This is a genomic window from Vogesella margarita (genome assembly GCF_028548475.1).
In the GTDB taxonomy this organism is placed as follows: domain Bacteria; phylum Pseudomonadota; class Gammaproteobacteria; order Burkholderiales; family Chromobacteriaceae; genus Vogesella; species Vogesella margarita.
Genome location: NZ_JAQQLE010000003.1, coordinates 56,234 through 79,271 on the forward strand (window position 1 = coordinate 56,234; position 23,038 = coordinate 79,271).

The 23,038-nt window shown below is 66.0% G+C and carries 22 protein-coding genes; 9 read left to right on the forward strand and 13 right to left on the reverse strand.

What is annotated here, in order from left to right:
- Positions 1-58 precede the first annotated feature (58 nt).
- From leuD to leuC, 3 genes are all read right to left on the reverse strand, one after another.
- Positions 59-697, reverse strand: a complete 639-nt coding sequence (leuD, locus tag PQU96_RS05085) for a 3-isopropylmalate dehydratase small subunit (protein ID WP_272771166.1) — start codon at positions 695-697, stop codon at positions 59-61.
- Complete coding sequence (locus PQU96_RS05090; protein WP_272771167.1) at positions 694-816, reverse strand: entericidin A/B family lipoprotein; 123 nt, start codon at positions 814-816, stop codon at positions 694-696. Before PQU96_RS05090 ends, leuD begins: the two co-directional genes overlap by 4 nt.
- A gap of 73 nt (positions 817-889) precedes the next feature.
- Positions 890-2,296 (reverse strand): 3-isopropylmalate dehydratase large subunit, encoded by a 1,407-nt coding sequence (leuC, locus tag PQU96_RS05095; RefSeq protein WP_272771168.1) that lies wholly within the window; start codon positions 2,294-2,296, stop codon positions 890-892.
- Between the two features lie 210 nt (positions 2,297-2,506).
- Between leuC and PQU96_RS05100 the strand changes: the two genes are divergently transcribed.
- A complete protein-coding gene (locus PQU96_RS05100; protein ID WP_272771169.1) occupies positions 2,507-3,292 on the forward strand; it encodes a helix-turn-helix transcriptional regulator in 786 nt (261 codons plus the stop codon).
- A 28-nt stretch (positions 3,293-3,320) separates the two neighbouring features.
- On the opposite strand, the gene PQU96_RS05105 is transcribed toward PQU96_RS05100, so the two are convergent.
- The 3 genes from PQU96_RS05105 to PQU96_RS05115 all read right to left on the reverse strand — a co-directional run bounded on the left by PQU96_RS05105 (position 3,321) and on the right by PQU96_RS05115 (position 5,605).
- Positions 3,321-4,472: an MFS transporter gene (locus PQU96_RS05105; protein ID WP_272771170.1), complete on the reverse strand. Its 1,152-nt coding sequence runs from the start codon at positions 4,470-4,472 to the stop codon at positions 3,321-3,323.
- 72 nt (positions 4,473-4,544) lie between these two features.
- Positions 4,545-4,958 (reverse strand): RNA-binding S4 domain-containing protein, encoded by a 414-nt coding sequence (locus PQU96_RS05110; protein ID WP_272771171.1) that lies wholly within the window; start codon positions 4,956-4,958, stop codon positions 4,545-4,547.
- The gene (locus PQU96_RS05115; RefSeq protein ID WP_272771172.1) at positions 4,955-5,605 is read right to left on the reverse strand and encodes a fumarylacetoacetate hydrolase family protein; all 651 of its coding nucleotides are present in this window, start codon (positions 5,603-5,605) and stop codon (positions 4,955-4,957) included. The genes PQU96_RS05110 and PQU96_RS05115 overlap by 4 nt, the downstream gene beginning before the upstream one ends.
- Before the next feature lie 432 nt (positions 5,606-6,037).
- On the opposite strand from PQU96_RS05115, the gene PQU96_RS05120 reads away from it, so the two are divergent.
- From PQU96_RS05120 to PQU96_RS05130, 3 genes are all read left to right on the forward strand, one after another.
- Positions 6,038-7,804 carry a PHA/PHB synthase family protein gene (locus PQU96_RS05120; protein ID WP_272771173.1) on the forward strand — a complete coding sequence of 589 codons (1,767 nt, stop codon included), beginning with the start codon at positions 6,038-6,040 and terminating at the stop codon, positions 7,802-7,804.
- A 95-nt stretch (positions 7,805-7,899) separates the two neighbouring features.
- On the forward strand, positions 7,900-9,081 hold the full coding sequence (locus PQU96_RS05125) for an acetyl-CoA C-acetyltransferase (RefSeq protein ID WP_272771174.1): 1,182 nt from the start codon (positions 7,900-7,902) through the stop codon (positions 9,079-9,081).
- A 155-nt stretch (positions 9,082-9,236) separates the two neighbouring features.
- Positions 9,237-11,027 carry an aminopeptidase P family protein gene (locus PQU96_RS05130; RefSeq protein WP_272771175.1) on the forward strand — a complete coding sequence of 597 codons (1,791 nt, stop codon included), beginning with the start codon at positions 9,237-9,239 and terminating at the stop codon, positions 11,025-11,027.
- 76 nt (positions 11,028-11,103) lie between these two features.
- Here the strand turns inward: PQU96_RS05130 and PQU96_RS05135 are convergent, their stop codons facing one another.
- Complete coding sequence (locus tag PQU96_RS05135) at positions 11,104-12,300, reverse strand: amino acid aminotransferase (RefSeq protein WP_444546105.1); 1,197 nt, start codon at positions 12,298-12,300, stop codon at positions 11,104-11,106.
- A gap of 361 nt (positions 12,301-12,661) precedes the next feature.
- Here PQU96_RS05135 and PQU96_RS05140 point away from each other — a divergent pair, with 361 nt between their 5' ends.
- Together PQU96_RS05140 and PQU96_RS05145 are read left to right on the forward strand one after the other, a co-directional pair.
- On the forward strand, positions 12,662-13,261 hold the full coding sequence (locus PQU96_RS05140) for a HutD/Ves family protein (RefSeq protein ID WP_272771177.1): 600 nt from the start codon (positions 12,662-12,664) through the stop codon (positions 13,259-13,261).
- Positions 13,254-13,592: a cysteine-rich CWC family protein gene (locus PQU96_RS05145; RefSeq protein WP_272771178.1), complete on the forward strand. Its 339-nt coding sequence runs from the start codon at positions 13,254-13,256 to the stop codon at positions 13,590-13,592. Before PQU96_RS05140 ends, PQU96_RS05145 begins: the two co-directional genes overlap by 8 nt.
- 119 nt (positions 13,593-13,711) lie before the next feature.
- Here PQU96_RS05145 and PQU96_RS05150 read toward each other — a convergent pair whose 3' ends face one another.
- Complete coding sequence (locus PQU96_RS05150; RefSeq protein WP_120811051.1) at positions 13,712-14,470, reverse strand: sulfite exporter TauE/SafE family protein; 759 nt, start codon at positions 14,468-14,470, stop codon at positions 13,712-13,714.
- A gap of 174 nt (positions 14,471-14,644) precedes the next feature.
- On the opposite strand from PQU96_RS05150, the gene PQU96_RS05155 reads away from it, so the two are divergent.
- Complete coding sequence (locus PQU96_RS05155; RefSeq protein ID WP_120811049.1) at positions 14,645-14,926, forward strand: SemiSWEET transporter; 282 nt, start codon at positions 14,645-14,647, stop codon at positions 14,924-14,926.
- Between the two features lie 29 nt (positions 14,927-14,955).
- Here the strand turns inward: PQU96_RS05155 and PQU96_RS05160 are convergent, their stop codons facing one another.
- Positions 14,956-15,630 carry a MarC family protein gene (locus PQU96_RS05160; protein WP_053068126.1) on the reverse strand — a complete coding sequence of 225 codons (675 nt, stop codon included), beginning with the start codon at positions 15,628-15,630 and terminating at the stop codon, positions 14,956-14,958.
- A gap of 138 nt (positions 15,631-15,768) precedes the next feature.
- Between PQU96_RS05160 and PQU96_RS05165 the strand changes: the two genes are divergently transcribed.
- On the forward strand, positions 15,769-17,073 hold the full coding sequence (locus PQU96_RS05165; protein WP_272771179.1) for a replication-associated recombination protein A: 1,305 nt from the start codon (positions 15,769-15,771) through the stop codon (positions 17,071-17,073).
- Positions 17,074-17,184: 111 nt separating this feature from the next.
- Here the strand turns inward: PQU96_RS05165 and PQU96_RS05170 are convergent, their stop codons facing one another.
- From PQU96_RS05170 to PQU96_RS05185, 4 genes are read right to left on the reverse strand one after another with little or no spacing between them, the layout of a single operon-like run.
- Positions 17,185-18,264, reverse strand: coding sequence for a zinc ribbon domain-containing protein (locus PQU96_RS05170; RefSeq protein WP_272771180.1), 1,080 nt, complete (start codon positions 18,262-18,264; stop codon positions 17,185-17,187).
- Entirely contained in the window at positions 18,264-19,364 is a 1,101-nt protein-coding gene (locus PQU96_RS05175) for a zinc ribbon domain-containing protein (RefSeq protein WP_272771181.1), read from the reverse strand. The genes PQU96_RS05170 and PQU96_RS05175 overlap by 1 nt, the downstream gene beginning before the upstream one ends.
- 39 nt (positions 19,365-19,403) lie before the next feature.
- Positions 19,404-20,735, reverse strand: a complete 1,332-nt coding sequence (locus PQU96_RS05180; RefSeq protein ID WP_272771182.1) for a zinc ribbon domain-containing protein — start codon at positions 20,733-20,735, stop codon at positions 19,404-19,406.
- Positions 20,736-20,795: 60 nt separating this feature from the next.
- Entirely contained in the window at positions 20,796-21,329 is a 534-nt protein-coding gene (locus tag PQU96_RS05185; protein ID WP_272771183.1) for an OmpA family protein, read from the reverse strand.
- A 318-nt stretch (positions 21,330-21,647) separates the two neighbouring features.
- On the opposite strand from PQU96_RS05185, the gene serS reads away from it, so the two are divergent.
- Positions 21,648-22,934 (forward strand): serine--tRNA ligase, encoded by a 1,287-nt coding sequence (gene serS, locus PQU96_RS05190; protein WP_272771184.1) that lies wholly within the window; start codon positions 21,648-21,650, stop codon positions 22,932-22,934.
- Positions 22,935-23,038: the final 104 nt, after the last annotated feature.

A 23,038-nucleotide genomic window follows, 5' to 3' on the forward strand; every position in this document is an offset into this window, starting at 1 on the left:
CATCCCGTAGCGTGGAGGACAAGGTTGGCCGCACTGCGGCCAACCTTTGAGGGTGGGTTCAGGCAAACAGCCACGGCTGCGCCGCGCGGTGCTTGCTCTCGAAGGCCTTGATCTCGGCTTCGTGCTTCAGCGTCAGGCCGATTTCGTCCAGGCCGCCGAGCAGGCAGTGCTTGCGGTGCTCTGTGACGTCGAAGGCGAACACCTTGCCGCACGGCGTGGTGATGGTCTGCGCCGCCAGGTCCACGTTCAGGCGGTAGCCTTCATTGGCCTCGCACTCGCGGAACAGCTGGTCGACCACTTCGGCCGGCTGCACGATGGGCAGCAGGCCGTTCTTGAAGCAGTTGTTGAAGAAGATGTCGGCGAAGCTCGGCGCGATGATGACGCGGAAGCCCTGGTCTTCCAGTGCCCACGGCGCGTGTTCGCGCGAAGAGCCGCAGCCGAAGTTCTCGCGTGCCAGCAGCACCTGCGCGCCGGCGTAGCGCGGGAAGTTCAGCACGAAATCCGGGTTCAGCGGACGCTGGCTGTTGTCCATGCCCGGCTCGCCGTGATCGAGGTAACGCCACTCGTCGAACAGGTTGGGGCCGAAACCGGAACGCTTGATCGACTTCAGGAATTGCTTGGGAATGATCGCGTCGGTATCGACGTTGGCGCGATCCAGCGGGCACACCAGCCCGTTCAGTGTAGTAAATGCCTTCATTGTGCAGCCCTTTCAATGGCGGAACCCGCGCTCCTGATGTCCTTGCCGATGCCGGATACGGTATTGCAGGCGGTCATGGCGAACACGATGGTCAGGGCGGTCAGAATTCGGGTAGTCATGGCTTGAGTCCTTGCAGGCGGTCACACAAAGGAGGCAGTTTGACACTGCGGCCAGCGTGTGACCAGCCGTCGATCACAGGGTTCGGATGTCCACAAAGTGGCCGGCCACCGCGGCAGCCGCGGCCATCGCCGGGCTCACCAGGTGGGTACGGCCGCCTTGACCCTGACGACCTTCAAAGTTGCGGTTGGAGGTGGACGCGCAGCGCTCGCCCGGCTGCAGGCGGTCGGCGTTCATCGCCAGGCACATGGAGCAGCCCGGTTCGCGCCATTCAAAGCCGGCTGCCACGAACACCTTGTCCAGGCCTTCCTGTTCGGCCTGTGCCTTCACCAGGCCGGAGCCCGGCACCACCAGCACCTGCTTGACGTTGGCCGCCTTGCTGCGGCCCTTGGCCACCGCGGCGGCTTCGCGCAGGTCTTCGATGCGGCTGTTGGTACAGGAGCCGATGAACACGATATCCACCGGGATCTCGTTGATCGGGGTATTGGCTTGCAGACCCATATAGGCCAGCGCGCGCTCGATGGAGCCCTTCTTCACCGGGTCGGCTTCCTGCGCCGGGTCTGGCACGCGGCCGTTGATGTCGGTCACCATTTCCGGCGAGGTGCCCCAGGTTACCTGCGGCTGGATCTCGGCAGCATCCAGTACCACCACGGCGTCGAAGTGCGCGCCTTCGTCGGTGTGCAGCGTGTTCCAGTAGGCCACGGCGGCATCCCACTGCTCGGCCTTCGGCGCGAACGGACGCCCTTTCACGTAGTCGATGGTCTTCTGGTCCACCGCCACCAGGCCGGAACGGGCACCCGCTTCGATGGCCATATTGCACAGGCTCATGCGGCCTTCCATCGACAGCTCGCGGATCGCTTCGCCGCCGAATTCGATGGCGTAGCCGGTACCGCCGGCGGTGCCGATCTTGCCGATGATCGCCAGCGCCACGTCCTTGCCGGTGATGCCAACCGGCAGCTTGCCGTCCACGCGCACCAGCATGTTCTTGGATTTCTTCGCCACCAGCGTCTGGGTGGCCATCACATGCTCGACCTCGGAAGTACCAATGCCGTGCGCCAGCGCGCCGAAGGCGCCGTGGGTGGAGGTGTGGCTGTCACCACAGACCACGGTCATGCCCGGCAGGGTAGCGCCCTGCTCCGGCCCCATCACGTGCACGATGCCCTGGCCCTTGTCCTTGAACGGGAAGTAGGCGAGCGCGCCGAAGGCCTTGATGTTGGCGTCCAGCGTCTCTACCTGCTGGCGCGAGATCGGGTCCTTGATGCCCTCGTCCCAGTGGTCGGTCGGCGTGTTGTGGTCGGCGGTCGACACCACCGAGTCCACGCGCCACAGCGGACGATTGGCCAGCTTCAGGCCTTCGAAGGCTTGCGGGCTGGTCACTTCGTGGACCAGGTGACGGTCAATATAGAGCAATACGGTGCCGTCTGCTTCTTCGTGCACCACGTGGCTGCTCCACAGCTTGTCGTAGAGGGTCTGTGCGGTCATGGTTCTGTTTTCCCGATGAGTTTGCCGACAACATCCGGCAGTGGATCCGGTCATTCTGTCACGTCCGCCGGGGGCGGAACAGGCCGTTGCGGCCAACCTTGGGCAGGCCGCCGGCCGTGAATAGTGGCCCTATCATTGACCAAGCCGGTTCCTAGTACAAGATAAGCATTTATACTAGTACTCACACTACCAAGATAAGCCGATCGCACCATGAACGACGAGCGCAGCACCAGCCCGCTGGGCGACTTTATCCGCAGCCACCGCGAGCGCGTGTCACCGCAGCAGGCCGGCCTGCCCGCCGGCAGCCGCCGCCGCGCCAAGGGCCTGCGCCGCGAGGAGGTCGCCGCGCTGTGCGGTATCAGCCCGACCTGGCTGACCTGGATCGAGCAAGGCCGCACGCAGTCGGTATCGGCCGCGACGCTGGCGCGGCTGGCCGACGCGCTCTTGCTGAGCCGCGCCGAACGCGACTACCTGTTCAACCTCGCCGGGCAGAAGAACCCGGACGACGCCCACCTCGCCAGCGATCCGGAGGCGCAGCAGGCGCTGGCGCTGGCGGTCGGCAAGATCGACGGTCCGGCCTATGTACTGGACGGGCTATGGTTCGTGCCGGCGTGGAACGCGCAGGCCGCCATCCTGTTCCGTGGCTGGCTGGACCAGCCGGAGCCGCGCCACAACCTGCTGCACTTCATGTTCCTGCATCCGCTGGCGCCGCAGCTGGTCGACGACTGGCCGACGCGGGCACGGCGCCTGGTGGCGGAATTCCGCGCCGAGACCAGCGCCCGTCGCGATGACGCAGAAGTCGCGGCCCTGCTCGACGGCCTACGCCGGCAGAGCGGTGACTTCGACAGCCTGTGGCGGCAGCAGGACGTGCAGGGGCGCGAGGGCGGCGAGCGCGCGTTCAACCACGCGCAGCTGGGGCGGGTGAGTTACCAGCAGCTGACGCTACGGCTGGCCAACGCGCCGGGTCTGAAGCTGGTGATGCTGCTGTCGAGCTGAGTGCGGCGGTTGCGGCCAACCTTTGGCCTCAGCCGTGCGCCGGAGGGCGCAGCCAGCGCCAGCACACCAGCACGCCGATGAAGGTCACCAGCGCGGACACGGCAAAGGTCAGCGTCACCCCGCCATGCGGCCACAGCACGCCGCCGAGCAGGCCGCCGGCGCTGCCGCCGACACCGAAGGAGGCGATCACGTACAGACCTTGGCCGCGCGCCTGGTGTTGCTCGGCAAAGTAGCGGTGGATCAGACCCACCGCCGCCGCGTGGTGCACGCCGAAGGTGAAGGCGTGCAGCGTCTGCGCGAACACCGCCACCGCCGGCTGCGCCAGCAGCAGCGCAATCAGCACGAAGCGCAGCGCGGTGACCAGCAAGGACGCCAGCATCAGCTGTTCCAGCGCGAAGCGCGCCATCAGCCGCGGCATTAGCAGGAAGATGCCGATCTCGCAGATCACCCCCACCGACCACAGCCAGCCGATGGCGCTCTTGCCGTAACCGGCCTGCTGCAGGCCGATCGAATAGAAGGTGTAGTAAGGCCCCATGCCGAAGGCGAGCAGGAAGCAGCAGGCGAACAGCGCCAGCACCTGCGGCCGGCGCAGGGTGCCGGCAATCGACTGCCGCACGGCACTGCGCGGCGCGGCCGCCACCTCCGGCACGAACCAGGCGGCCAGCGCGATCAGCAGCAGCAGCGCCAGCACCGCCCACGGCAGGTTGCGAAGCCCGATCAGCTCCAGCAAGGCGCCGCCGACCAGCGACAGCGTGACAAAACCGATCGAACCCCACACCCGCACCCGGCTGTAGCGCCCCGGCGTCGCGCGCGTCAGGTGCGCGGTGCTGGCCTCGACCAGCGGCAGCGCCGCCGCCCAGAAGAAGTGCGATACCGCCAGGCTGACGAACACCCACCAGAAGCCGTTGTCCAGCCCGACGAAGGCAAACGCCAGCGCCGACAGCAGCGAGGTCGACAGGATGATGCTGCGCCGCCGGCCGCGCCTGTCGGCCAGCCAGCCCCACAGCCCCGGCGCCACGATGCGTGCCAGCGTCGACAGCGCCATCAGCACCGAAATCTGCACCGTGCTGAACGCCAGCGACTCCAGATACAGCCCCCAGAACGGGCCGAACAGTCCCTGGAAGGCAAAATAGCTGAAGTAGAACGCGGCGAACGCACGCAGGTCGGCAACGGCAGGCATGGCGGATTTTCTTTCAGGCAAGGGCGAACGCGGGGCGGCATGATAGCGCCATTGCCGGCCCCCGCCTATCGCTCACCAGCTGTCCTTGAAACGGGAGATGTCGCGGCGCGCCTTTTTCGTCGGCCGCCCGTCGCCGTGCGGGTAGCTGGCGTGTTCGGCCTTTTGCAGCGCGATCTGGTGTTCACGCGCGGTTACCGACGCCTCGCTCTCGCTGTACAGCAGCTGCGCCTCCCTGGCCGGGCGCCGCTGCGTCGCCAGTGCCACGATGGTGACCTTGTACTCCAGCCGCTCGATGCGGATCAGCAGCTCGTCGCCCTCCTTCGCCCCCCGCGAGCCCTTGACCCGCTCGCCGCCGACCAGCACCCGCCCCAGCTCCAGCGCCTCGTGCGCCAGCTGCCGCGTCTTGTAAAAGCGCGCCGCCCACAGCCACTTGTCCAGCCGCACCTTGTCGTCATCCGCGCCTGCGGCCAACCTTGCCTTGCTCATGGTGCCACCCGCCACTCGGCCTGCAGCAACCCCGGCAGTTCCAGCTGCAAATGGTCGCCTCCCTGTAGCCGCCCCACCCCTTCCGGCGTGCCGGTAAAGACCAGGTCGCCGGCGCGCAGGCCGTAGATGCGCGACAGGTAGCTGACGATGGTCGCCACCGGGAACTGCATCAGCGCGGTGTCGCCGTGCTGGCGCGGTTCGCCGTTGATGTGCAGATTGAACTGCAGCCGCGCCGGATCGGCGACAAGGTTGGCCGCAACGAAATCCGACACGCAGGCGGCGCCGCGAAAACCCTTCGCCTTGGTCCACGGCAGCCCCTTGGCCTTCACCACCGACTGCACGTCGCGCGCGGTCAGATCCAGGCCGAGGCCGTAGCCGGCGATGCAGGACAGCGCGTCAGCCTCGTCGACGTGATCGGCGTCCCTGCCGATCAGCAGCACCAGCTCGCACTCGTAGTGCACATCCTGCGAGTAGTCCGGCAGCACGATGGCACTGCCCTCGCGCAGCAGCGCGGCGTTCGGCTTCAGGAACACCACCGGCTCGCTTTCCACCGCGTTGCCAAGCTCGGCGGCATGGGCGGCGTAGTTGCGCCCGATACAGAACACCGTATTCACCCGCTGCGCGGTCCCCGACAACTGCACGTGCATCGCTTTTTCCTTTTCTGAAATGGGTATGGCTGACCTGTCGTCGCCAGCGTCACGCCGACACTGGCGGCAGACAGCCCGCCGTCACAATCGCAGTATGATTTTGCCGCCGCCGCAGGGCAACCTTGCCGCCACCGTGAACGCGGTCCGCCGACATCCCAACCAAAAATTGTTGCATTGCACCATACCAAAAGCATGAATTCGGTTATACTGCCGCCCTTACCGGTCCACCAGCCCATACCACCGTCGACAACCCTGCTGGCATGGCGTTTGCGAGCCCGCAACGATATTCCTGCGCCGCAACAATAAGGCGCTGTGTTTTGTCATAAAGCGGTGGTACAGTCGTAAGCAACTACCGACAGCGCCAGCAAGAAAACAGCCTGTACGCAGGGCGGGATGGTGCTTGATCGTCTTTCCACTTTCGAAGGAGAACCCATGAGTCAGGAAACCCCCAACCCGCTGGACAGCTTTTTTGCCAACCTGTCCGAGGCCAATCAAAAGTGGATGCAGCAGTTCGTCAACTCCATGAGCAGCGGCCTGACACCGCAAGATGCCGCCAACCCGATGGCCGGCGCCTGGAACCAGATGGTCAACAACGCCACCCAGTTCATCGCGATGCAGAACAGCCTGTACCAGCAGCAGATGAACCTGTGGATGCAGTTCCTGGGCCAGAATGGTGCCGCCGCGGCCCCGGCGGCGAGCACTGACCGTCGTTTCTCGGCACCGGAATGGAACGACCATCCGTTCTACAGCTTCATCAAGCAAAGCTACCTGCTGACTTCGAAGTGGATGACCGATCTTGCCGACCAGACCCATCTGGAAGGTGAGGACAAGGAGCGCCTGGCCTTCATCACCCGCCAGTACATCGACGCCATGGCGCCGACCAACTTCATGCTGACCAACCCGGAAGTGATCAAGCAGGCCATCGAGACCAAGGGCGAGAGCCTGGTCGAAGGCATGAAGAACATGATGGAAGACATCCAGAAGGGTCACATCTCGATGTCGGACGAAACCAAGTTCGAGATCGGCAAGAACATTGCCTGCACCCCGGGCGAAGTGGTGTTCCGCAACGAGCTGATGGAACTGATCCAGTACACGCCGACCACCGGCGAAGTCTACGAGAAGCCGCTGCTGATCGTGCCGCCCTGCGTCAACAAGTACTATCTGATGGACCTGCAGCCGGACAACTCCATGGTGCGCCACTTCGTGGGCCAGGGTTACCGCGTGTTCCTGGTCAGCTGGAAATCCGCGACGCCGGAGATGCGGCAGTACCAGTGGGACAACTACATTGAGGAAGGCGTGATCGCCGCCGCCGAAGCGGTGCGCAAGATCACCAAGCAGCCGAGCATGAACGCGCTGGGCTTCTGCATTGGCGGCGTGATCCTTACCACCGCGCTGTGCGTGATGGAAGCGCGCGGCCTGAACTACATCGACTCCGCCACCTTCATGACCTCGCTGATCGACCACACCGATCCGGGCGAGATCAAGGTCTTCCTCGACGACAACTTCTTCAAGGGCCGTGCCGCCAAGCTGGCTGCCGGCAACGGCGGCATCGTCAGTGGCAAGGAGCTGGGCCGCACCTTCGCCAGCCTGCGTGCCAACGACCTGGTGTGGAACTACGTGGTCAACAACTACCTGCTGGGCAAGACCCCGCCACCGTTCGACCTCCTGTACTGGAACAACGACGCGGTAGACCTGCCGATGCCGATGCACACCTTCTTCCTGCGCGAGTTCTACGACCGCAACGCGCTGACAAAGCCGGACAGCATCACGCTGTGCGGCGTGAAGATCGACGTGCGCAAGATCAAGGTGCCGGTGTACATCTTCGCCGCGCGTGAAGACCACATCGTGCCGTGGAAATCGGCCTTCGATGGCGTCAAGTTCCTGGAAGGCGCCGCCTCGCGCCGCTTCGTGCTCGGCGCCTCCGGCCACATCGCCGGCTCCATCAATCCGGTGACCAAGGACAAGCGCAACTACTGGGTCAACGAAACGTTGGCCGCAGATGCCGACACCTGGCTGGAAACCGCGCAGAGCATGCCGGGCAGCTGGTGGAAAGACTGGGACGGCTGGCTCGCGCCGCAGTCCGGCAAGAAAGTGGCCGCGCCGAAGGCGATGGGCAGCAAGGAATTGCCGCCGCTGTGCCCGGCACCGGGTCTGTACGTGCAGGCCAAGGCCATGCCGCAACTGGCGGCCATGCAGTAATCAACCCGTTTCATGATTGTGCTACAGTGGCTCTTGTGCGTCGCACAACAGCACTGTAGCCAATAACAAGCAAACACACTCGTGGAGAAACTCTCATGCAAGATATCGTGATCGTTGCCGCCCTGCGTACCGCTGTCGGCAGCTTTGGTGGTTCGCTGTCCAAAATCCCGGCGCCGGAGCTGGGTGCAACCGTTATCAAGGGTTTGCTGGAGAAGACCGGCGTGCAGCCGGAAGCAGTGAGCGAAGTGATCCTCGGTCAGGTGCTGACCGCAGGCGCCGGCCAGAACCCGGCGCGCCAGGCGCTGATCAAGGCCGGCCTGCCAGTGTCGACCCCGGCCTCCACCCTCAACGTGGTGTGCGGCTCCGGCCTGCGCGCCGTGCACCTGGGTGCCCAGGCGATCGCCAACGGCGACGCCGAAATCGTGATCGCCGGTGGCCAGGAAAGCATGTCGCTGTCGCCGCACATCCTGCCGGGCTCGCGTGACGGCTTCCGCATGGGCAACGCCCAGCTGGTGGACACCATGGTGGCCGACGGCCTGACCGACGTCTACAACCAGTACCACATGGGTATCACCGCCGAAAACGTGGCCGCCAAGTACGAGATCAGCCGCGACGAGCAGGACGCGCTGGCTCTGGCCTCGCAGAACCGCGCCGAAGCAGCACAGAAAGCCGGCAAGTTCGCCGATGAGATCGTGCCGGTGCTGGTACCGCAGCGCAAGGGCGACCCGGTTGCCTTCGCCAGCGACGAATACATCAAGGTCGGCACCACCGCCGAAACCCTGGCCAAGCTGCGTCCGGCCTTCAAGAAAGACGGCTCCGTGACCGCCGGTAACGCTTCCGGCATCAACGACGGCGCCGCCGCCGTGATGCTGATGACCGCCGCCAAGGCCGACGAGCTGGGCCTGAAACCGCTGGCCACCATCAAGTCCTACGCCCTGACCGGCTGCGCGCCGGAAATCATGGGCATCGGCCCGGTAGCCGCCACCCGCAAGGCGCTGGACAAGGCCGGCTGGAAGGTGGAAGACCTCGACCTGGTGGAAGCCAACGAAGCCTTCGCCGCCCAGGCACTGGGCGTGGCGAAAGAGCTGGGCTGGAGCGCCGACAAGGTCAACGTCAACGGCGGTGCCATCGCGCTGGGCCACCCGATCGGCGCCTCCGGCTGCCGCGTGCTGGTGACCCTGCTGCACGAAATGCAGCGTCGCGACGCCAAGAAAGGCCTGGCGACACTGTGCATCGGTGGCGGCATGGGCGTGGCGCTGGCGGTTGAACGCAAGTAAGCCTGACGCAAGCCGAACCAAGCCGGAGCCTGCTCCGGCTTTTTTCATGCTCTATTCATTTACAAAAAGACAGACTATTGCGCCGATTGGCAAAACAACTTGCACAAAACACCCCGCCATCGCAAAATGCATACAATCTCCCACCGAGAAGCACGATGACGCACACCATCCCTACCCGTCTGGCCGCCCTGCGCCGCCACATGCAGCAGCAAGGCATCGCCGCCTGCCTGATTCCGTCCTCCGATCCGCACCTGTCCGAGTACCTGCCGCCCCACTGGCAGGGCCGGCGCTGGCTGTCCGGCTTTCACGGCTCGGTCGGCACCCTGATCGTCACCGCCGGTTTTGCCGGCCTGTGGGCCGACAGCCGCTACTGGGTGCAGGCAGAACAGGAGCTGGCCGGCAGCGGCATCGCGCTGATGAAGATCCAGACCGTGGCACAGCCGCTGCATCTGGACTGGCTTGCGGCCAACCTTGGCGCCGGCGACGTGCTGGCGGTGGATGGCGACGTGCTCGGCCTGGCCAGCGCCCGCGTGCTGCAGGACAAACTCCTCGCCGCCGGCATCGTGCTGCGCAGCGACCTCGACCTGCTGCAGGCGGTGTGGCCGGATCGCCCGCCCCTGCCGAGCCAGCCGGTGTACGAACACCTGCCGCCCTACGCCGCCACTCCCCGCGCCGACAAGCTGGCCGCGGTACGCGACGCGATGCGGCAGCACGGCGCCAGCCATCATTTCATTTCCACGCTGGATGACATCGCCTGGCTGCTGAACCTGCGCGGCGGCGACGTCAGCTACAACCCGGTGTTCGTCAGCCACCTGCTGCTGAACGACAGCGGCGGCACCCTGTTCGTCGGCGAGGGCAAGATCGACGCTGCGCTAGCGCAAAGGTTGGCCGCAGACGGCATCGCCGTCGCCGATTACGGTCAGGCCAAGGCCGCGCTGGCGGCCTTGCCGGCGGACAGTCGCCTACTGCTGGACCCGCGCCGCGTCACCCTCGGCCTGCGCGCCGCGGTCGCGGCCAACCTTGCCGTGATCGAGGCCATCAACCCCTCCACCCTGCTCAAGTCGCGCAAGAACGAGGCCGAGGCGCAGCACGTGCGCGACACCATGGTGCAGGACGGCGTGGCACTGGCTGAGTTCTTTGCCTGGTTCGAGGGCGCGGTCAACCGCGATACCATCACCGAGCTGACCATCGACGAGCAGATTACCGCCGCGCGCGCGCGCCGCCCCGGCTTCGTGTCGCCCAGTTTCGCCACCATCGCCGGCTTCAACGCCAACGGCGCGCTGCCGCACTACCGCGCCACCGCGGCGCACCACGCCGCGATCGAGGGCGACGGCCTGCTGCTGATCGACTCCGGCGGCCAGTACCTGGGCGGCACCACCGATATCACCCGCGTAGTGGCGGTAGGCCAGCCCAGCGCCGAACAGAAGCGCGACTTCACGCTGGTGCTGAAGGGCATGATCGCTCTGTCACGCGCCCAGTTCCCACAGGGCACGCTGTCGCCGATGTTGGACGCGCTGGCGCGCGCGCCGATCTGGCAGCACGGTATCGATTTCGGCCACGGCGTCGGCCATGGCGTCGGCTATTTCCTCAACGTGCACGAAGGCCCGCAGAGCATCTCGCGCTCGCAGCCGGAAGCGACCATGGCGATGCTGCCCGGCATGATCACCTCCAACGAGCCGGGCATCTACCGCCCCGGACAGTGGGGGGTGCGCATCGAGAACCTGCTGCTGAACGTGGCCGCCGCCAGCAACGAGTTCGGCGACTTCCTCGCGTTCGAGACGCTGACGCTGTGCCCGATCGACCTGCGCTGCATCGAGCGCACGTTGCTGAACCGGGAAGAAACTGACTGGCTCAACGACTACCACCGCCACGTGCGCGAACGGTTGGCTTCGCATCTGGACGGTGCGGCGCTGGCCTGGCTGCAGCAGCACACCCGCGCGCTGTAAGCCCGCCTGCAAAACGGCCACAAAAAACCCCGCTGTCGGACAGCGGGGTTTTTCGTGGTGAAGCCGGCCGGATGAATCAGGCCTTGACCACCTTGGCAATCGCTTCGGCCACGTAGCCGATGTTCTTGCTGTTCAGTGCCGCCAGGCAGATACGGCCGGTGGACACGGCGTAGATGCCGAACTCTTCCTTCAGGCGCTCGACCTGGGCCACGGTCAGGCCGGTGTAGGAGAACATGCCGCGCTGCTTGATCACGAAGCTGAAGTCCTGCTCCACGCCCTGGGCCTGGATCGCTTCCACCAGGGCCACGCGCATGGCGCGGATGCGCTCGCGCATGCCGGCCAGTTCGTCTTCCCACTGCTGGCGCAGTTCCGGGCTGGACAGTACCGCAGCCACCACCGCACCGCCGTGGATAGGCGGGTTGGAGTAGTTGGTGCGGATCACGCGCTTGAGCTGCGACAGCACGCGGGCGGACTCTTCCTTGCTCTCGGTCACGATGGACAGCGCGCCGACACGCTCGCCGTACAGCGAGAAGCTCTTGGAGAAGGAGCTGGACACGAAGAACTGCAGGCCGGAGGCGGAGAACAGACGAACGGCCACTGCATCAGGCTCGATGCCGTCGGCAAAGCCCTGGTAGGCCATGTCGAGGAACGGCACCAGACCGCGGCTGCGGCAGGCTTCCACCACTTCCGCCCACTGGGCGTCGGACATATCGGCACCGGTCGGGTTGTGGCAGCAGGCGTGCAGCACGATCACGGAACCGGCGTCCAGGCCCAGCAGGAAGGCTTTCATCGCCTCGAAGTTCACGCCACGGGTCGCTTCGTCGTAGTACGGGTAGTTTTCCACGGTGAAGCCGGCGGACTCGAACAGCGCGCGGTGGTTTTCCCACGACGGGTTGCTGATGTAGACCTTGGCATCGGCATTCAGGCGCTTCAGGAAGTCGGCACCGATCTTCAGGGCGCCGGTACCACCCAGCGCTTCGGCGGTCACCACGCGACCGGCGGCGGTCAGCGCACTGTCAGCGCCGAACAGCAGGTTCTGTACCGCGGAGGTGTAGGTGGCCGGGCCTTCGATCGGCTGGTAGCCGCGTGGCGGCATCGCTTCCAGACGCACCTTTTCGGCGGCCTTCACGGCGGCCAGCAGCGGGATCTTGCCGTTGTCGTCGTAATAAACGCCGACACCCAGGTTGACTTTAGTCGGACGGGTATCGGCGTTGAAGGCTTCGTTCAGGCCAAGAATCGGGTCGCGCGGCGCCATTTCCACGGCGGCGAAGATCGAAGAGGACATGCGGGGCTCCAAAGTGTTGAATGACTTGCTGCCGGCGGCATACGGGTCGCTACCGGCCGGCAGACAGGGTGACAAAATCCGGACACGGAAGTCTATCACGAGGTATCGCGCCGCGCTGCGGCAAGCAGCTTGACGTTTGTGCCGCCGAGGCGCGCCATGGCGGCACATCCTGCCATGATGGCGGCCATGCCGGCCGGCCGCGCGCCGCTGGTAGCCACAGCGAGGCAGCTTTGTGTCAATTCCGCCCGCCAAGTGTTGCGGCCAGGCTTGCGCACCGGTCCCCTGCCCGCTGTAGCCGCTACCGGCCGCGTGCTACCATCGCGCTTTTCCCTGTCCGGCCCCGACCCTCATGCACATCGTACGCTTTGCCGACTGCCCGCCCAGCCCGTGGAAGAACGGCGGCGGCATCACCCGCCAGCTGCTGATCCGCCCCGCTGCGGCCAACCTTGACGACTTTGCGCTGCGCGTCAGCGTCGCCGATGTCGACAGCGACGGCCCGTTCTCGCGCTTCGACGGCATCGACCGCACCCTGACCCTGCTGGAAGGCGGCGGCCTGCAACTGCAGCGCGATGGGGTGCCACTGGCCACGCTGCAGGCGGACAGCCCGCTGCTGCACTTTGCCGGCGAGTGGCCGATCAGCAGCCAGCGCCTGGTCGGCAAGGTACGCGATTTCAACATCATGACCCGTCGTAGCCGCTGCCATCACCGCGCCGAACGGCTGTCGCTCGACGGCAGCCTGACACTGGCGCACGACGGCCCGCTGCTGCTGTTCCTGGCTCAGGGCGACGCGGTGACGGTGAAGAATGACGACGCCGGCGACACGCTGCGGCAGTTCGACCTGCTGTGGCTGGAGCACGCCGGCACGCTGCAGCTGCACAGCGACAGCGCCTGCCAGCTGCTGCTGGCACATGTGGTGTTTGGGGATACGGGGATCGATGACGATGCCTGACAACATCGTCTCGCCCTGCATCAGGCAATGCCAGCTCGATGCCAGCGGCCGCTACTGCACCGGCTGCCTGCGCACACTGGCGGAGATCAGCGGCTGGGCTTCGGCCAGCCGCGCACAGAAACAGGCGGCGTTGCAACGCATCGCCAGCCTGCGCCAGCCCTTGCCGCTGCGAGATCTGAACTGCGGCCGTTGCGGCCAACCTTTCCACTGCGGCACAGGCGGCGACAAGGGTGGCTGCTGGTGCATGGCACTGCCGCCGCTGGCCAGCGCCGGCAGCGGCGGTGACTGCCTGTGCCCGGCCTGCCTGCAACAGTTGGCCGCCACACGCTAACCGCTTAGCGCCACTGACAAAACCTCTGATCCTGCGTTGCGCCGCCTTGCCGTACGACTTGTACTGTCTGCGTCGGCGCACCTTGGCTCAGGTGCTCTGCGAGGTTTTGTTAGCGGCACTTACTTCAGCATGTCATAGGCCAGCTTCAGGATCAGCACGCTGACCAGCAGCAGGAAAAGGATGCGCACGAAGCCGGCGCCCTTGCGCATCGCGATGTGCGAGCCGACCATGGCGCCGGCGACATTGCACACCGCCATCGGCAGCGCATAACCGAACAGCACGTTGCCGGTCGGGATGAAGAAGCTCAGCGCCGCGATATTGGTCGACAGGTTGACCACCTTGGCCGAGGCCGACGCGTGCAGGAAATCGAAGGCGAAAAAGCGCACGAACAGGAACATCAGGAAGCTGCCGGTACCCGGCCCGAACAGGCCGTCGTAAAAGCCGATGGCGGCGCCGATCAGCACACCGACCACCAGCTCGCGACGACCGATCGCCACCGGCGCATGCACCGCGCCCAGGGTCTTCTTGCGGAAGGTGTACACCGCCATCACGATCAGCAACACCAGCACCAGCGGCCGCATCACCGAAGCCGGGATCAGGCTCACCGCCGCCGCGCCGGCGAAGGACATCACGAACGCCGCCGCCGCCGCCGGCAGCACCAGCCGCCACGGAATGGTGACCTGGCGCAGGTAGGAACGGGCCGCCGACAGCGTACCCATCGCCGAAGCCATCTTGTTGGTCCCGAACAGCGCCGGCACCGAGACATTCGGCAGTGCATTGAACAGCGCCGGGATCTGGATCAGACCGCCACCGCCGACGGCGGCGTCGATCAGGCCGGCAAGAAACGCAAACGCGCACAAAAACGACAAAGTCAACATCAATAGCATTCCGGACGAGGCAAGCCGCGCATTGTACGCCTTGCTGCCGGCGCCGCAACAGAACAGCCTGTTCCGCGGCGGCGGCTGCGATGTAGTGCTTCGCTTACAAGCACCGCTATCGCAGAATGGACGGCGAACCTTTCACTCACCTCCCGACCCCTCCGGTAGCACGCCATGGACACCACGCAACTGGGCTATCTCGCCGCCCTGCTCACCACCGGCAGTTTCTTGCCGCAAGTGCTGCATACCCTGCGCACCCGCGACACGCGCAGCATTTCACTGTCGATGTACCTGATGTTCGTGTGCGGCACCGGCACCTGGCTGCTGTACGGTCTCTCCATCGCGGCGCTGCCGGTGGTGCTGGCCAACGCGCTGACCCTGTTGCTGTCGTCGGTGATCCTGGTCATGAAATTGCGCGAGGTTGTCCGTACACGGACAGCAAAAAGCGCGCCGTAGCGCGCCTTGTCATCCGCTTGCGGCCAACCTTAGCGCCGCACCGCCAGCAGCGGCTCCAGCAGGCCGCTGAGCCCCATCCAGATGATCTGCACCCCCAGGCACAGCAGGATGAAGGCGGTCAGGCGCAGGAACACCACCGAGCCGGTCTGCCCCAGATAGCGGAACAGCTTGTCGGCATTGCGCAGGCACACCCAGATCGCCAGGCAAATGGTGGCCACCGCCGCCAGGCTGGCCACCGGCGCGATGGTGTAGCGCGCCAGCGCGGAGCCGGTGCCGGTCAGCGAGGCACCGATGGTGATCGCCACCGAGATCGAGCCCGGGCCCACCGTCAGCGGGAAGGTCAGCGGATAGAACGCGCGCTGCTTCAGCGCCTCGCGGTGCTCGCCCTGCGCCAGCTGCGGCGAGGCCTCCGCCGGTGCGTCATTGAGCATGCGCCAGGCAGCGATGGTGATCAGCAGGCCGCCGGACACCTGCACCACCGGCAGCGACACGCCGAAGAACTCCAGCACCACGCCGCCGATATACATGCTGCCCAAGAGCAGCAGGAAACAGTAGATCGCGATCCGTCGCGCCAGAAAAGCGCGCTGCGCATTGCTGTTGTGCGAGGTCAGCGAGATGAAGAACGGCACCAGCCCGGGCGGGTTGATGATTGGCAGCAGCGCCGCCAGCACGAACAGGTACTTGCTCACAAACAGGGACAACATCGGGGTCATGGCCGGAAAACTCGCAGGGTGGGATACGGTCGCCGGATTCTAGCACTGCTTGCCGGCCGCCATGCCAGCTGCGTGCATCGCCACGCGATCGGCGCGGCAGAAATACCGGTTTGCACGTAAAATCAGCGCATGAACGACCTGTTTGCCAAAGAACCCCACAAGCCGCTGGCCGAAGCGCTGCGCCCGAGCTCACTCGACGACGTCATCGGCCAGCAACACCTGATCGGCCCCGGCAAGCCGCTGCGCATGGCGATCGAGGCGCAAGTGCCGCACTCCATGATCCTGTGGGGGCCGCCCGGCGTCGGCAAGACCACGCTGGCGCGCATCCTCGCCGGCGCCTTCGACGCCGACTTCATCCCGCTGTCGGCGGTGCTGTCCGGTGTCAAGGACATCCGCGAGGCGGTGGAACGCGCGCACGCCACGCTGCAGCGCAGCGGCCGCCGCACCATCCTGTTCGTCGACGAGGTGCACCGCTTCAACAAGAGCCAGCAGGACGCCTTCCTGCCCTTCGTCGAATCCGGGCTGCTGACCTTCATCGGCGCCACCACCGAAAACCCGTCCTTCGAGGTCAACGCCGCGCTGCTGTCGCGGGCGCAGGTGTACGTGCTGCAATCCTTGAGCCGCGACGAGCTGCTGGCACTGTTCAAGCGTGCGGCGGCGGGCGGCACGCTGGACGGGCTGACCTTTGACGACGACGCCCGCGACGCGCTGGCTGGCTACGCCGACGGCGACGCGCGCCGTTTCCTGAACCTGCTGGAGCAGACCCGCACCGCAGCACTGGCACGCAAGGTTGGCCGCATCGACAGCGCCTTCCTGGCCGACGTGCTCAGCATCAACGCGCGGCGCTTCGACAAGGGCGGCGACGCGTTCTACGACCAGATCTCCGCGCTGCACAAATCGGTACGCGGCTCCAACCCCGACGCCGCGCTGTACTGGCTATCCCGCATGCTGGACGGCGGCGCCGACCCGCGTTATCTGGCGCGGCGCATCGTGCGCATGGCGTGGGAAGACATCGGCCTTGCCGATCCGCGCGCGATGCAGATCGCCAACGACGCCGCCCTCACCTACGAGCGGCTGGGCAGCCCGGAAGGAGAGCTGGCGCTGGGACAGGCGGTGATCTACCTCGCCATCGCCGCCAAGAGCAACGCCGGCTACAAGGCCTACAACGCGGCGCGTGCCTTCGTGGCGCAGGACCAGTCGCGGCCAGTGCCGGTGCACCTGCGCAATGCGCCGACCAAGCTGATGAAGGAGCTGGGCTACGGCCACGACTACCGCTACGCCCACGACGAACCACACGGCTACGCCGCCGGCGAAACCTATCTGCCGGAAGGCCTGGAAGACGTGCGCTGGTACGAGCCGGTGCCGCGCGGGCTGGAAAGCAAGATCGCCGACAAGCTGGCCTTCCTGCGCCAGCTCGATGAGGACGCCAAGTAGCCGCGGCACGAGGTCACGCCAGATCCGCCACCATGCACAAGGCGCCGTGTTTCAACACTGAAACACGGCGCCTTGCCGTTTGAGTCCGCCTCTGGCGGTCCCGCTGACGGTTTACGGCAGGCGCAGCTGCCAGACCCCGTCACCGTTCTTCGACAGCAGCACCCGCTCGCTGCCGCCATCAATGCGGATGCGACAGCTGAAGGTGTCCGGCTGCGATTCCAGCACGGCGCAGTCCTGCTTGGCGTAGCCCTGCTGCTGGCTGGCCAGCAAGGGCGAGAATGCCAGCAAGGCCTGCCAGATGTCGTCGGCCGACGGCTCCGCCGGGCCGAACAGGCGGCCAAACCACGCCTTCAGACCAGTACTGGCCTGCTCGCCGGCACGCTCGATGCCCTCCTTGGCCAGTGCCTGCATGAAGACCGCCGCCTCCAGCGCCTGGCGCTCGCCATCATCGGCCACCTGCCAGCGGCCGTCCTTGCGCAGCAACATGATGCGCGCCTCGCCCTTACCCGCCTCGCCAAACAGCTCGCGGCGGATGGCCGGCGTCAGCCACGCCACCGGCTGCCGCGGCTGGAAGTCGTAGCGCACCTGCGACACCAGCAGCTCGCCCATAGGCTGCGGCGGCGACCACTGCGTTATAGCCACCGCCTCGACGCCCGTACCGACGCACAGGCGGCCGTCCACCACCGCCGAGCGCGCCAGATCGGTCTGCTGGTACTCCAGCTGCTCGCCGAAAAAGCCGTTGCTGATTTTTTGCGGCGCCGCATACAGGCCGGCCCTGACCAGTTCGACGAGCCAGGCGTTGCTCGCCTGATCGAACGGACTGACCACCAGCGACTGCCGGCCATAAGGCAGGTTGCGCAGGCACACCCTGCGCCGGTAGTCGGCATCGTGCTGGGCCAGATGCTGGTTGATCGCCGTCATGAACACCTCCTTGGACGGCTCTTGCGGCTGCAGCCAGTACCAGGCCGCCGCCCCCAGCAGCAGCAATAGCGCCGCGCCGCCACCCAGCCATGGCCACGGCAAGCGGCGGGACGACAACGCAGGGATTGGCGGCGTGTCGAGTGCTATCGCCGCGCTGGCGGGCGCCGCCTCCGGAGCTGGTGCTCTCGGCTTCAGCGGCTTGCCGCAGGCGTCGCAAAAGCGGGCATCGGCCTCATTGACCGTGCCGCACTGGGTGCAGAAGCGGCTCATCAGTCGTCCTTCACCGGCTTGCCGCACTCGCCGCAGAAGCGGTCGTTGGCGTCTTCCAGCAGCGCCTTGCAGTGCGGGCAATGCGGCAGCGCCATGGCGGCATTACCGGCGGTGGCGGCAGCCGCAACCGGTGTCGCCAGCTGCTGCTTCTGCTCCTCGATCTTCTGCTTGATCTGCTGCGTCTTCTGCTCCAGCTGTTGCTGGCGACGCGCCAGTTCCTGCTCGGTGGCGCTGACGTCCAACCCGTCGATTGAGGACAGGTAGATCTGGCAGCAGCCCTGCAGTGCGATCAGCCCCGGGACGATCATCGCCGCGGCCAACAGCAGCGACGAGCCCAGCCCGCCGGCGATGACATAGCCACCGCCCTCCCCCATGCCGCCCATCGCCATCATCGCCATCGACTGCATGCCGAGATCACCGATGCCGCCCAGAATGCCGGCCGACATGCTCATCACCATACCCAGCCCGGAAAAAACGATGCCGCCGATGATGCCGGCCGACACCAGCACCACCAGCGCCAGCACCAGCTCCTTCACCACCACCGACACCAGACGCTGGCGCGCGATCGCCAGCAGGTTGACCAGCGTTTCGCGCACCGAGGCACCGCTCCACACCGCCGACGCCGCCAACGGATAGAACACGTAGGCCAGCGCGAAACAGGCAAAGCCAAGCAGCAAGGCGCTCAGCGGCAACGCGAAGGTGAACAGCAGCGGCCCCAGCAGCGGAATCTTGCACAGCAGCAGCACGATGGCGACCAGCAAGAGCAGCAACAGCATGCCGCCCAGCGCCACTAGCCCGACCAGCAGCAGACGGTGGCTGCTGAACAGCGACACCATCACCGCGGCCGCCATCTTGCGCGACTGCCCATTGCGGCTGGCATCCATCAGCATGATGCCGACCGCATTGACGCCGTAAAAGGCCACCAGCCACGACAGCAGCGCGCCCAGGAACAGGCCGAAGCCGCTGCGGGTCAGGGCCAGCACGCCAAACACCAGCGCCGCGCCCAGCAGGCTGGCGGCAAACAGCGCCAGCGCCCGCCAGTTGCCCAGTGCCTCGGTAGCATCCAGCAGCGAGCCGGTATTTTTAAGTTGCTGCGACATTTTCATCAGGATCATTCTCCAGTTATGGCTGCGGGTGGCTTATTGCAGGCCCAGCTGCCGTTTCAGTTCTTCTTTCTTGCGCCGGATTTCATCGTGCTGGCTGCCGACTTTCGCCTCGCTCTTCGGCGCGGCCTTGGCGACCGGTGCCACCGCGGCAGGTTTGGTCGCCGGCTTGATCTCAGGCATCGGCTGGGCAACCGCCGGTTCATCGTTCGCCGGAGCCGGCGCAGGGGTCGGTTCCGACGCCGGGCTCTGTACCGGCGGGGCCGCGACGACCGGCGCCACCACTGGCGCCACCGCTACAGCGGCACTGCTGCCGGCCGGCACCGCAGCCTGCTCCTGCAACGCCCCGGTACCCGGTTGCAGGGAGATGGCGGCCGGCGCCGATGCGGCCGGTGTTGCCGCCACCGGCTGGGCGCCGCGGCTGAACACGCCGCCCAGCATCATCGCGGCCACCGCCATCCCCAGCAGCAGGACGCCCGCCGCCCAGTGCCACCACGGCCGTGCCGTCCGCGCCTCGGCGGCCGCAACGTTGGCCGCAACGGCCCTGCCAGCGACCGCCGCGGCCGGTGCCGGTGCCACACGAGGCTCTGCTTCGGGCACCACCGCTGGCGCAGGCTCCGGCTTCGCTGGCGGAGCCGGATCTGACGTGTCGGCTGCTGTCGCCGCCACTGCGGCCAAGTGGGTTACGGCAGCATCGATGGCTGCAGACACTTGCGACATGCCCGCCGCCGTTGCGGCTGGTGGCACGGCCGCGACTTCTGGCATTGCCTCCACGGCAAGCACCGGCTCCGGCGCACGCTCAGTGACGCCGCCGGCAACGATCACCACCGTTTCCGGCGAAGACGCCTCGTTGCCGACAGCCGGCACGGCGGTCTCCTCCCGCTCCGGCTCTACGGCAAAGAGCGGCACCTGTAGCTCGTTGCCGGCGATGGTCGCAACGACAGCCCGTTTCGTCTCCTGCACGACCGCCACCGTGGCAAGCGGCACCGGCTCGGCACTGGCCAGCACCAGCGGAGAGACATCCCCTGCTGGCAACGACCCGGCCACCACACCGACAAGGGCGGCCGCCGGCTCAGGCGACACGGTGGGCACAGCTTCTCCATCCGGGTCACGGACTGGTGCAGCGGCAACGGGCTCGGCGGGCACCGCCTCCGGTGCGCCACCTATTGCGGCCAACATGGCGCCGCCGCAGTGCTTGCAGAACTTGCGGCCGGCACGGTTTTCCTCGCCGCAGCTCGGGCAGGCGCAGCTGTCGCTGGCCGTCGCCGCTGGCGGCGTGGCCGGTGCAGACTGCAGCGCGTGACCGCAATTCAGACAAAAACGCGCACTGTCGCGATTGGCGGCGTGGCAAGTGGGGCAATCAGCCATGAACATTCCTTGCATTGCAAAATGAAAACGGTACTCACCGGCGGGTGCCGTCACGTTGAATTACTTGAACAGGCCCTTGCCGAAGCTGACCACGCTGTCGACCATGCCCTTGAACGGATCCTGCCCCAGGTTTTCCTGCTTTTCGCCAAGGAGAATGATGTCGGTGCGGCGGTTCGCCTGGCGACCGGCCTGGGTGGCGTTGTCGACCAGCGGCCGGCTCATGCCGTAGCCCACAGCCTTGATGCGCGTCTTGGGCACGCCGCGATCGACCAGCGCCTTCATCACCGACAAAGCGCGCAGCTCGGACAGGTCCTGGTTGAAGTCGCGACCACCGACACTGTCGGTATGGCCCTCGATCAGCACATTGCTCTTGGTGCGCGTGATCAGCAGGCTGGCCATCTGGTCGAGAAACGGCCGTGCCGAGGCCTTCACCTCGTACTGGCCGGAATCGAACAGGATGGAATCGGAAGAACGGATCTGCACACCGCGCGAGGTCTGGCTGACCGCCACCCCCTGATTCGCCTGCGGCACCGCACAAGCGCTCACGGCCACCGCGGCCGCAAGGCACAAGGCCATGACATGATTTCTGGACATGCTTTTCCCCTGACATTCAAAATCAATCATCAATATCCATTACAAGTATTACATAACGTTTGCATATCAATTTAATCTTTCTGACATAAACAGCACCCAAGTGCCGCGCAATGCATGCAATTGGCGTCTCCATCGCCATTTTCCGCTCGGGCTGAACACCGCGCACCGCACGGCAAAACGGGACAACTGCCCCCTGCTGCCGGTAAACTTGCGGGGAAACTTTGTGCCGGCGGGCGCAACCACGGCCGCGAGCGAGGCCTGCCCGTGCCGTGTTGCCGGCCACACCCTATCCGAGACAGAAATACAGGACTGAAAACAATGCTGGATATTCAACTGCTGCGCAGCAATATCGATGAAGTGGCGGCCCGCCTGGCCGCCCGTGGTTACACACTGGAAGTAGGCGCTTTCAACAGCCTGGAAGCCGAGCGCAAGTCCCTGCAAACCCGCATGCAGGAGCTGCAGTCGCAGCGCAACAGCACCTCCAAGCAGATCGGCATCGCCAAGAAGAACGGCGAAGACGTATCCGCCATCATGGCGCAGGTCGCGTCGCTGGGTGACGAGCTGAAAGCCGCCGAGGACGCCTTCACCACCGTGCAGAGCCGCCTCGACAACTGGCTGCTGACCATCCCCAACCTGCCGCACGAATCGGTGCCGGCCGGTGCCGACGAGTCCGGCAACGTGGAAGCCCGTCGCTGGGGTACGCCGCGCGCGTTCGACTTCGAAGTGAAGGATCACGTCGATGTCGGTAGCCCGCTGGGCCTCGACTTCGAGACCGGCGCCAAGCTGTCCGGCGCCCGCTTTACCGTGCTGCGCGGCCAGATCGCGCAGCTGCACCGCGCGCTGGCGCAGTTCATGCTGAACACCCACACCGACAAGCACGGCTACAGCGAGACCTACACCCCGTACATCGTCAACAGCGACGTGCTGTACGGCACCGGCCAGCTGCCGAAATTCGCCGAGGACATGTTCCGCGTCGAGCGCGGTGGCGAGGCCGCCGCCCAGGCGCAGTACCTGATTTCCACCTCGGAAATCACCATGACCAATATGGTGCGCGAGTCGGTGCTGAAGCACGACGAACTGCCGCTCAAGTTCACCGCCCACTCGCCCTGCTTCCGCTCCGAAGCCGGCGCCTACGGCCGCGACACCCGCGGCCTGATCCGCCAGCACCAGTTCGACAAGGTGGAGATGGTGCAGATCGCACATCCGGACCACTCCTTCGCCGCGCTGGAAGAAATGGTCGGCCACGCCGAGGTGATCCTGCAGGCACTGGAGCTGCCGTACCGCGTGGTGACGCTGTGCACGGGCGACATGGGCTTCGGCTCGCACAAGACCTACGACCTGGAAGTGTGGCTGCCGGCGCAGAACACCTACCGCGAGATCAGCTCCTGCTCGAACATGGGCGACTTCCAGGCTCGCCGCATGATGGCGCGCTTCAAGGACGCCGACGGCAAGAACCGCTACGTGCACACACTGAACGGCTCCGGCCTGGCGGTGGGCCGCACGCTGGTGGCGGTACTGGAGAACTACCAGAACGCCGACGGCTCGGTCACCATCCCGGCGGTACTGCGTCCGTACATGGGCGGCCGCGACAAGATCGGCGGCTAAGCCGGACTCGAGCTTGGCCGCACGCGTTGCGGCCAACCTTGCAGCAAAAAGCCGACGCGTCGCGTCGGCTTTTTTGCGTCCGTCTCCGGCAGTGGCCGGAGACC

Excerpts from the sequence above, each read along its gene's own strand:
- PQU96_RS05185 (WP_272771183.1), bottom strand. The coding sequence starts at position 21,329 with ATGTCCAGAAATCATGTCATGGCCTTGTGCCTTGCGGCCGCGGTGGCC.
- PQU96_RS05170 (WP_272771180.1), bottom strand. The coding sequence starts at position 18,264 with ATGAGCCGCTTCTGCACCCAGTGCGGCACGGTCAATGAGGCCGATGCC.
- PQU96_RS05180 (WP_272771182.1), bottom strand. The coding sequence starts at position 20,735 with ATGGCTGATTGCCCCACTTGCCACGCCGCCAATCGCGACAGTGCGCGT.
- PQU96_RS05120 (WP_272771173.1), top strand. The coding sequence starts at position 6,038 with ATGAGTCAGGAAACCCCCAACCCGCTGGACAGCTTTTTTGCCAACCTG.
- PQU96_RS05160 (WP_053068126.1), bottom strand. The coding sequence starts at position 15,630 with ATGTTGTCCCTGTTTGTGAGCAAGTACCTGTTCGTGCTGGCGGCGCTG.
- PQU96_RS05110 (WP_272771171.1), bottom strand. The coding sequence starts at position 4,958 with ATGAGCAAGGCAAGGTTGGCCGCAGGCGCGGATGACGACAAGGTGCGG.
- PQU96_RS05090 (WP_272771167.1), bottom strand. The coding sequence starts at position 816 with ATGACTACCCGAATTCTGACCGCCCTGACCATCGTGTTCGCCATGACC.
- PQU96_RS05115 (WP_272771172.1), bottom strand. The coding sequence starts at position 5,605 with ATGCACGTGCAGTTGTCGGGGACCGCGCAGCGGGTGAATACGGTGTTC.
- PQU96_RS05130 (WP_272771175.1), top strand. The coding sequence starts at position 9,237 with ATGACGCACACCATCCCTACCCGTCTGGCCGCCCTGCGCCGCCACATG.
- PQU96_RS05150 (WP_120811051.1), bottom strand. The coding sequence starts at position 14,470 with ATGTTGACTTTGTCGTTTTTGTGCGCGTTTGCGTTTCTTGCCGGCCTG.
- leuD (WP_272771166.1), bottom strand. The coding sequence starts at position 697 with ATGAAGGCATTTACTACACTGAACGGGCTGGTGTGCCCGCTGGATCGC.
- PQU96_RS05165 (WP_272771179.1), top strand. The coding sequence starts at position 15,769 with ATGAACGACCTGTTTGCCAAAGAACCCCACAAGCCGCTGGCCGAAGCG.
- PQU96_RS05105 (WP_272771170.1), bottom strand. The coding sequence starts at position 4,472 with ATGCCTGCCGTTGCCGACCTGCGTGCGTTCGCCGCGTTCTACTTCAGC.
- PQU96_RS05145 (WP_272771178.1), top strand. The coding sequence starts at position 13,254 with ATGCCTGACAACATCGTCTCGCCCTGCATCAGGCAATGCCAGCTCGAT.
- PQU96_RS05100 (WP_272771169.1), top strand. The coding sequence starts at position 2,507 with ATGAACGACGAGCGCAGCACCAGCCCGCTGGGCGACTTTATCCGCAGC.
- serS (WP_272771184.1), top strand. The coding sequence starts at position 21,648 with ATGCTGGATATTCAACTGCTGCGCAGCAATATCGATGAAGTGGCGGCC.
- PQU96_RS05140 (WP_272771177.1), top strand. The coding sequence starts at position 12,662 with ATGCACATCGTACGCTTTGCCGACTGCCCGCCCAGCCCGTGGAAGAAC.
- PQU96_RS05125 (WP_272771174.1), top strand. The coding sequence starts at position 7,900 with ATGCAAGATATCGTGATCGTTGCCGCCCTGCGTACCGCTGTCGGCAGC.
- PQU96_RS05155 (WP_120811049.1), top strand. The coding sequence starts at position 14,645 with ATGGACACCACGCAACTGGGCTATCTCGCCGCCCTGCTCACCACCGGC.
- PQU96_RS05175 (WP_272771181.1), bottom strand. The coding sequence starts at position 19,364 with ATGTCGCAGCAACTTAAAAATACCGGCTCGCTGCTGGATGCTACCGAG.
- leuC (WP_272771168.1), bottom strand. The coding sequence starts at position 2,296 with ATGACCGCACAGACCCTCTACGACAAGCTGTGGAGCAGCCACGTGGTG.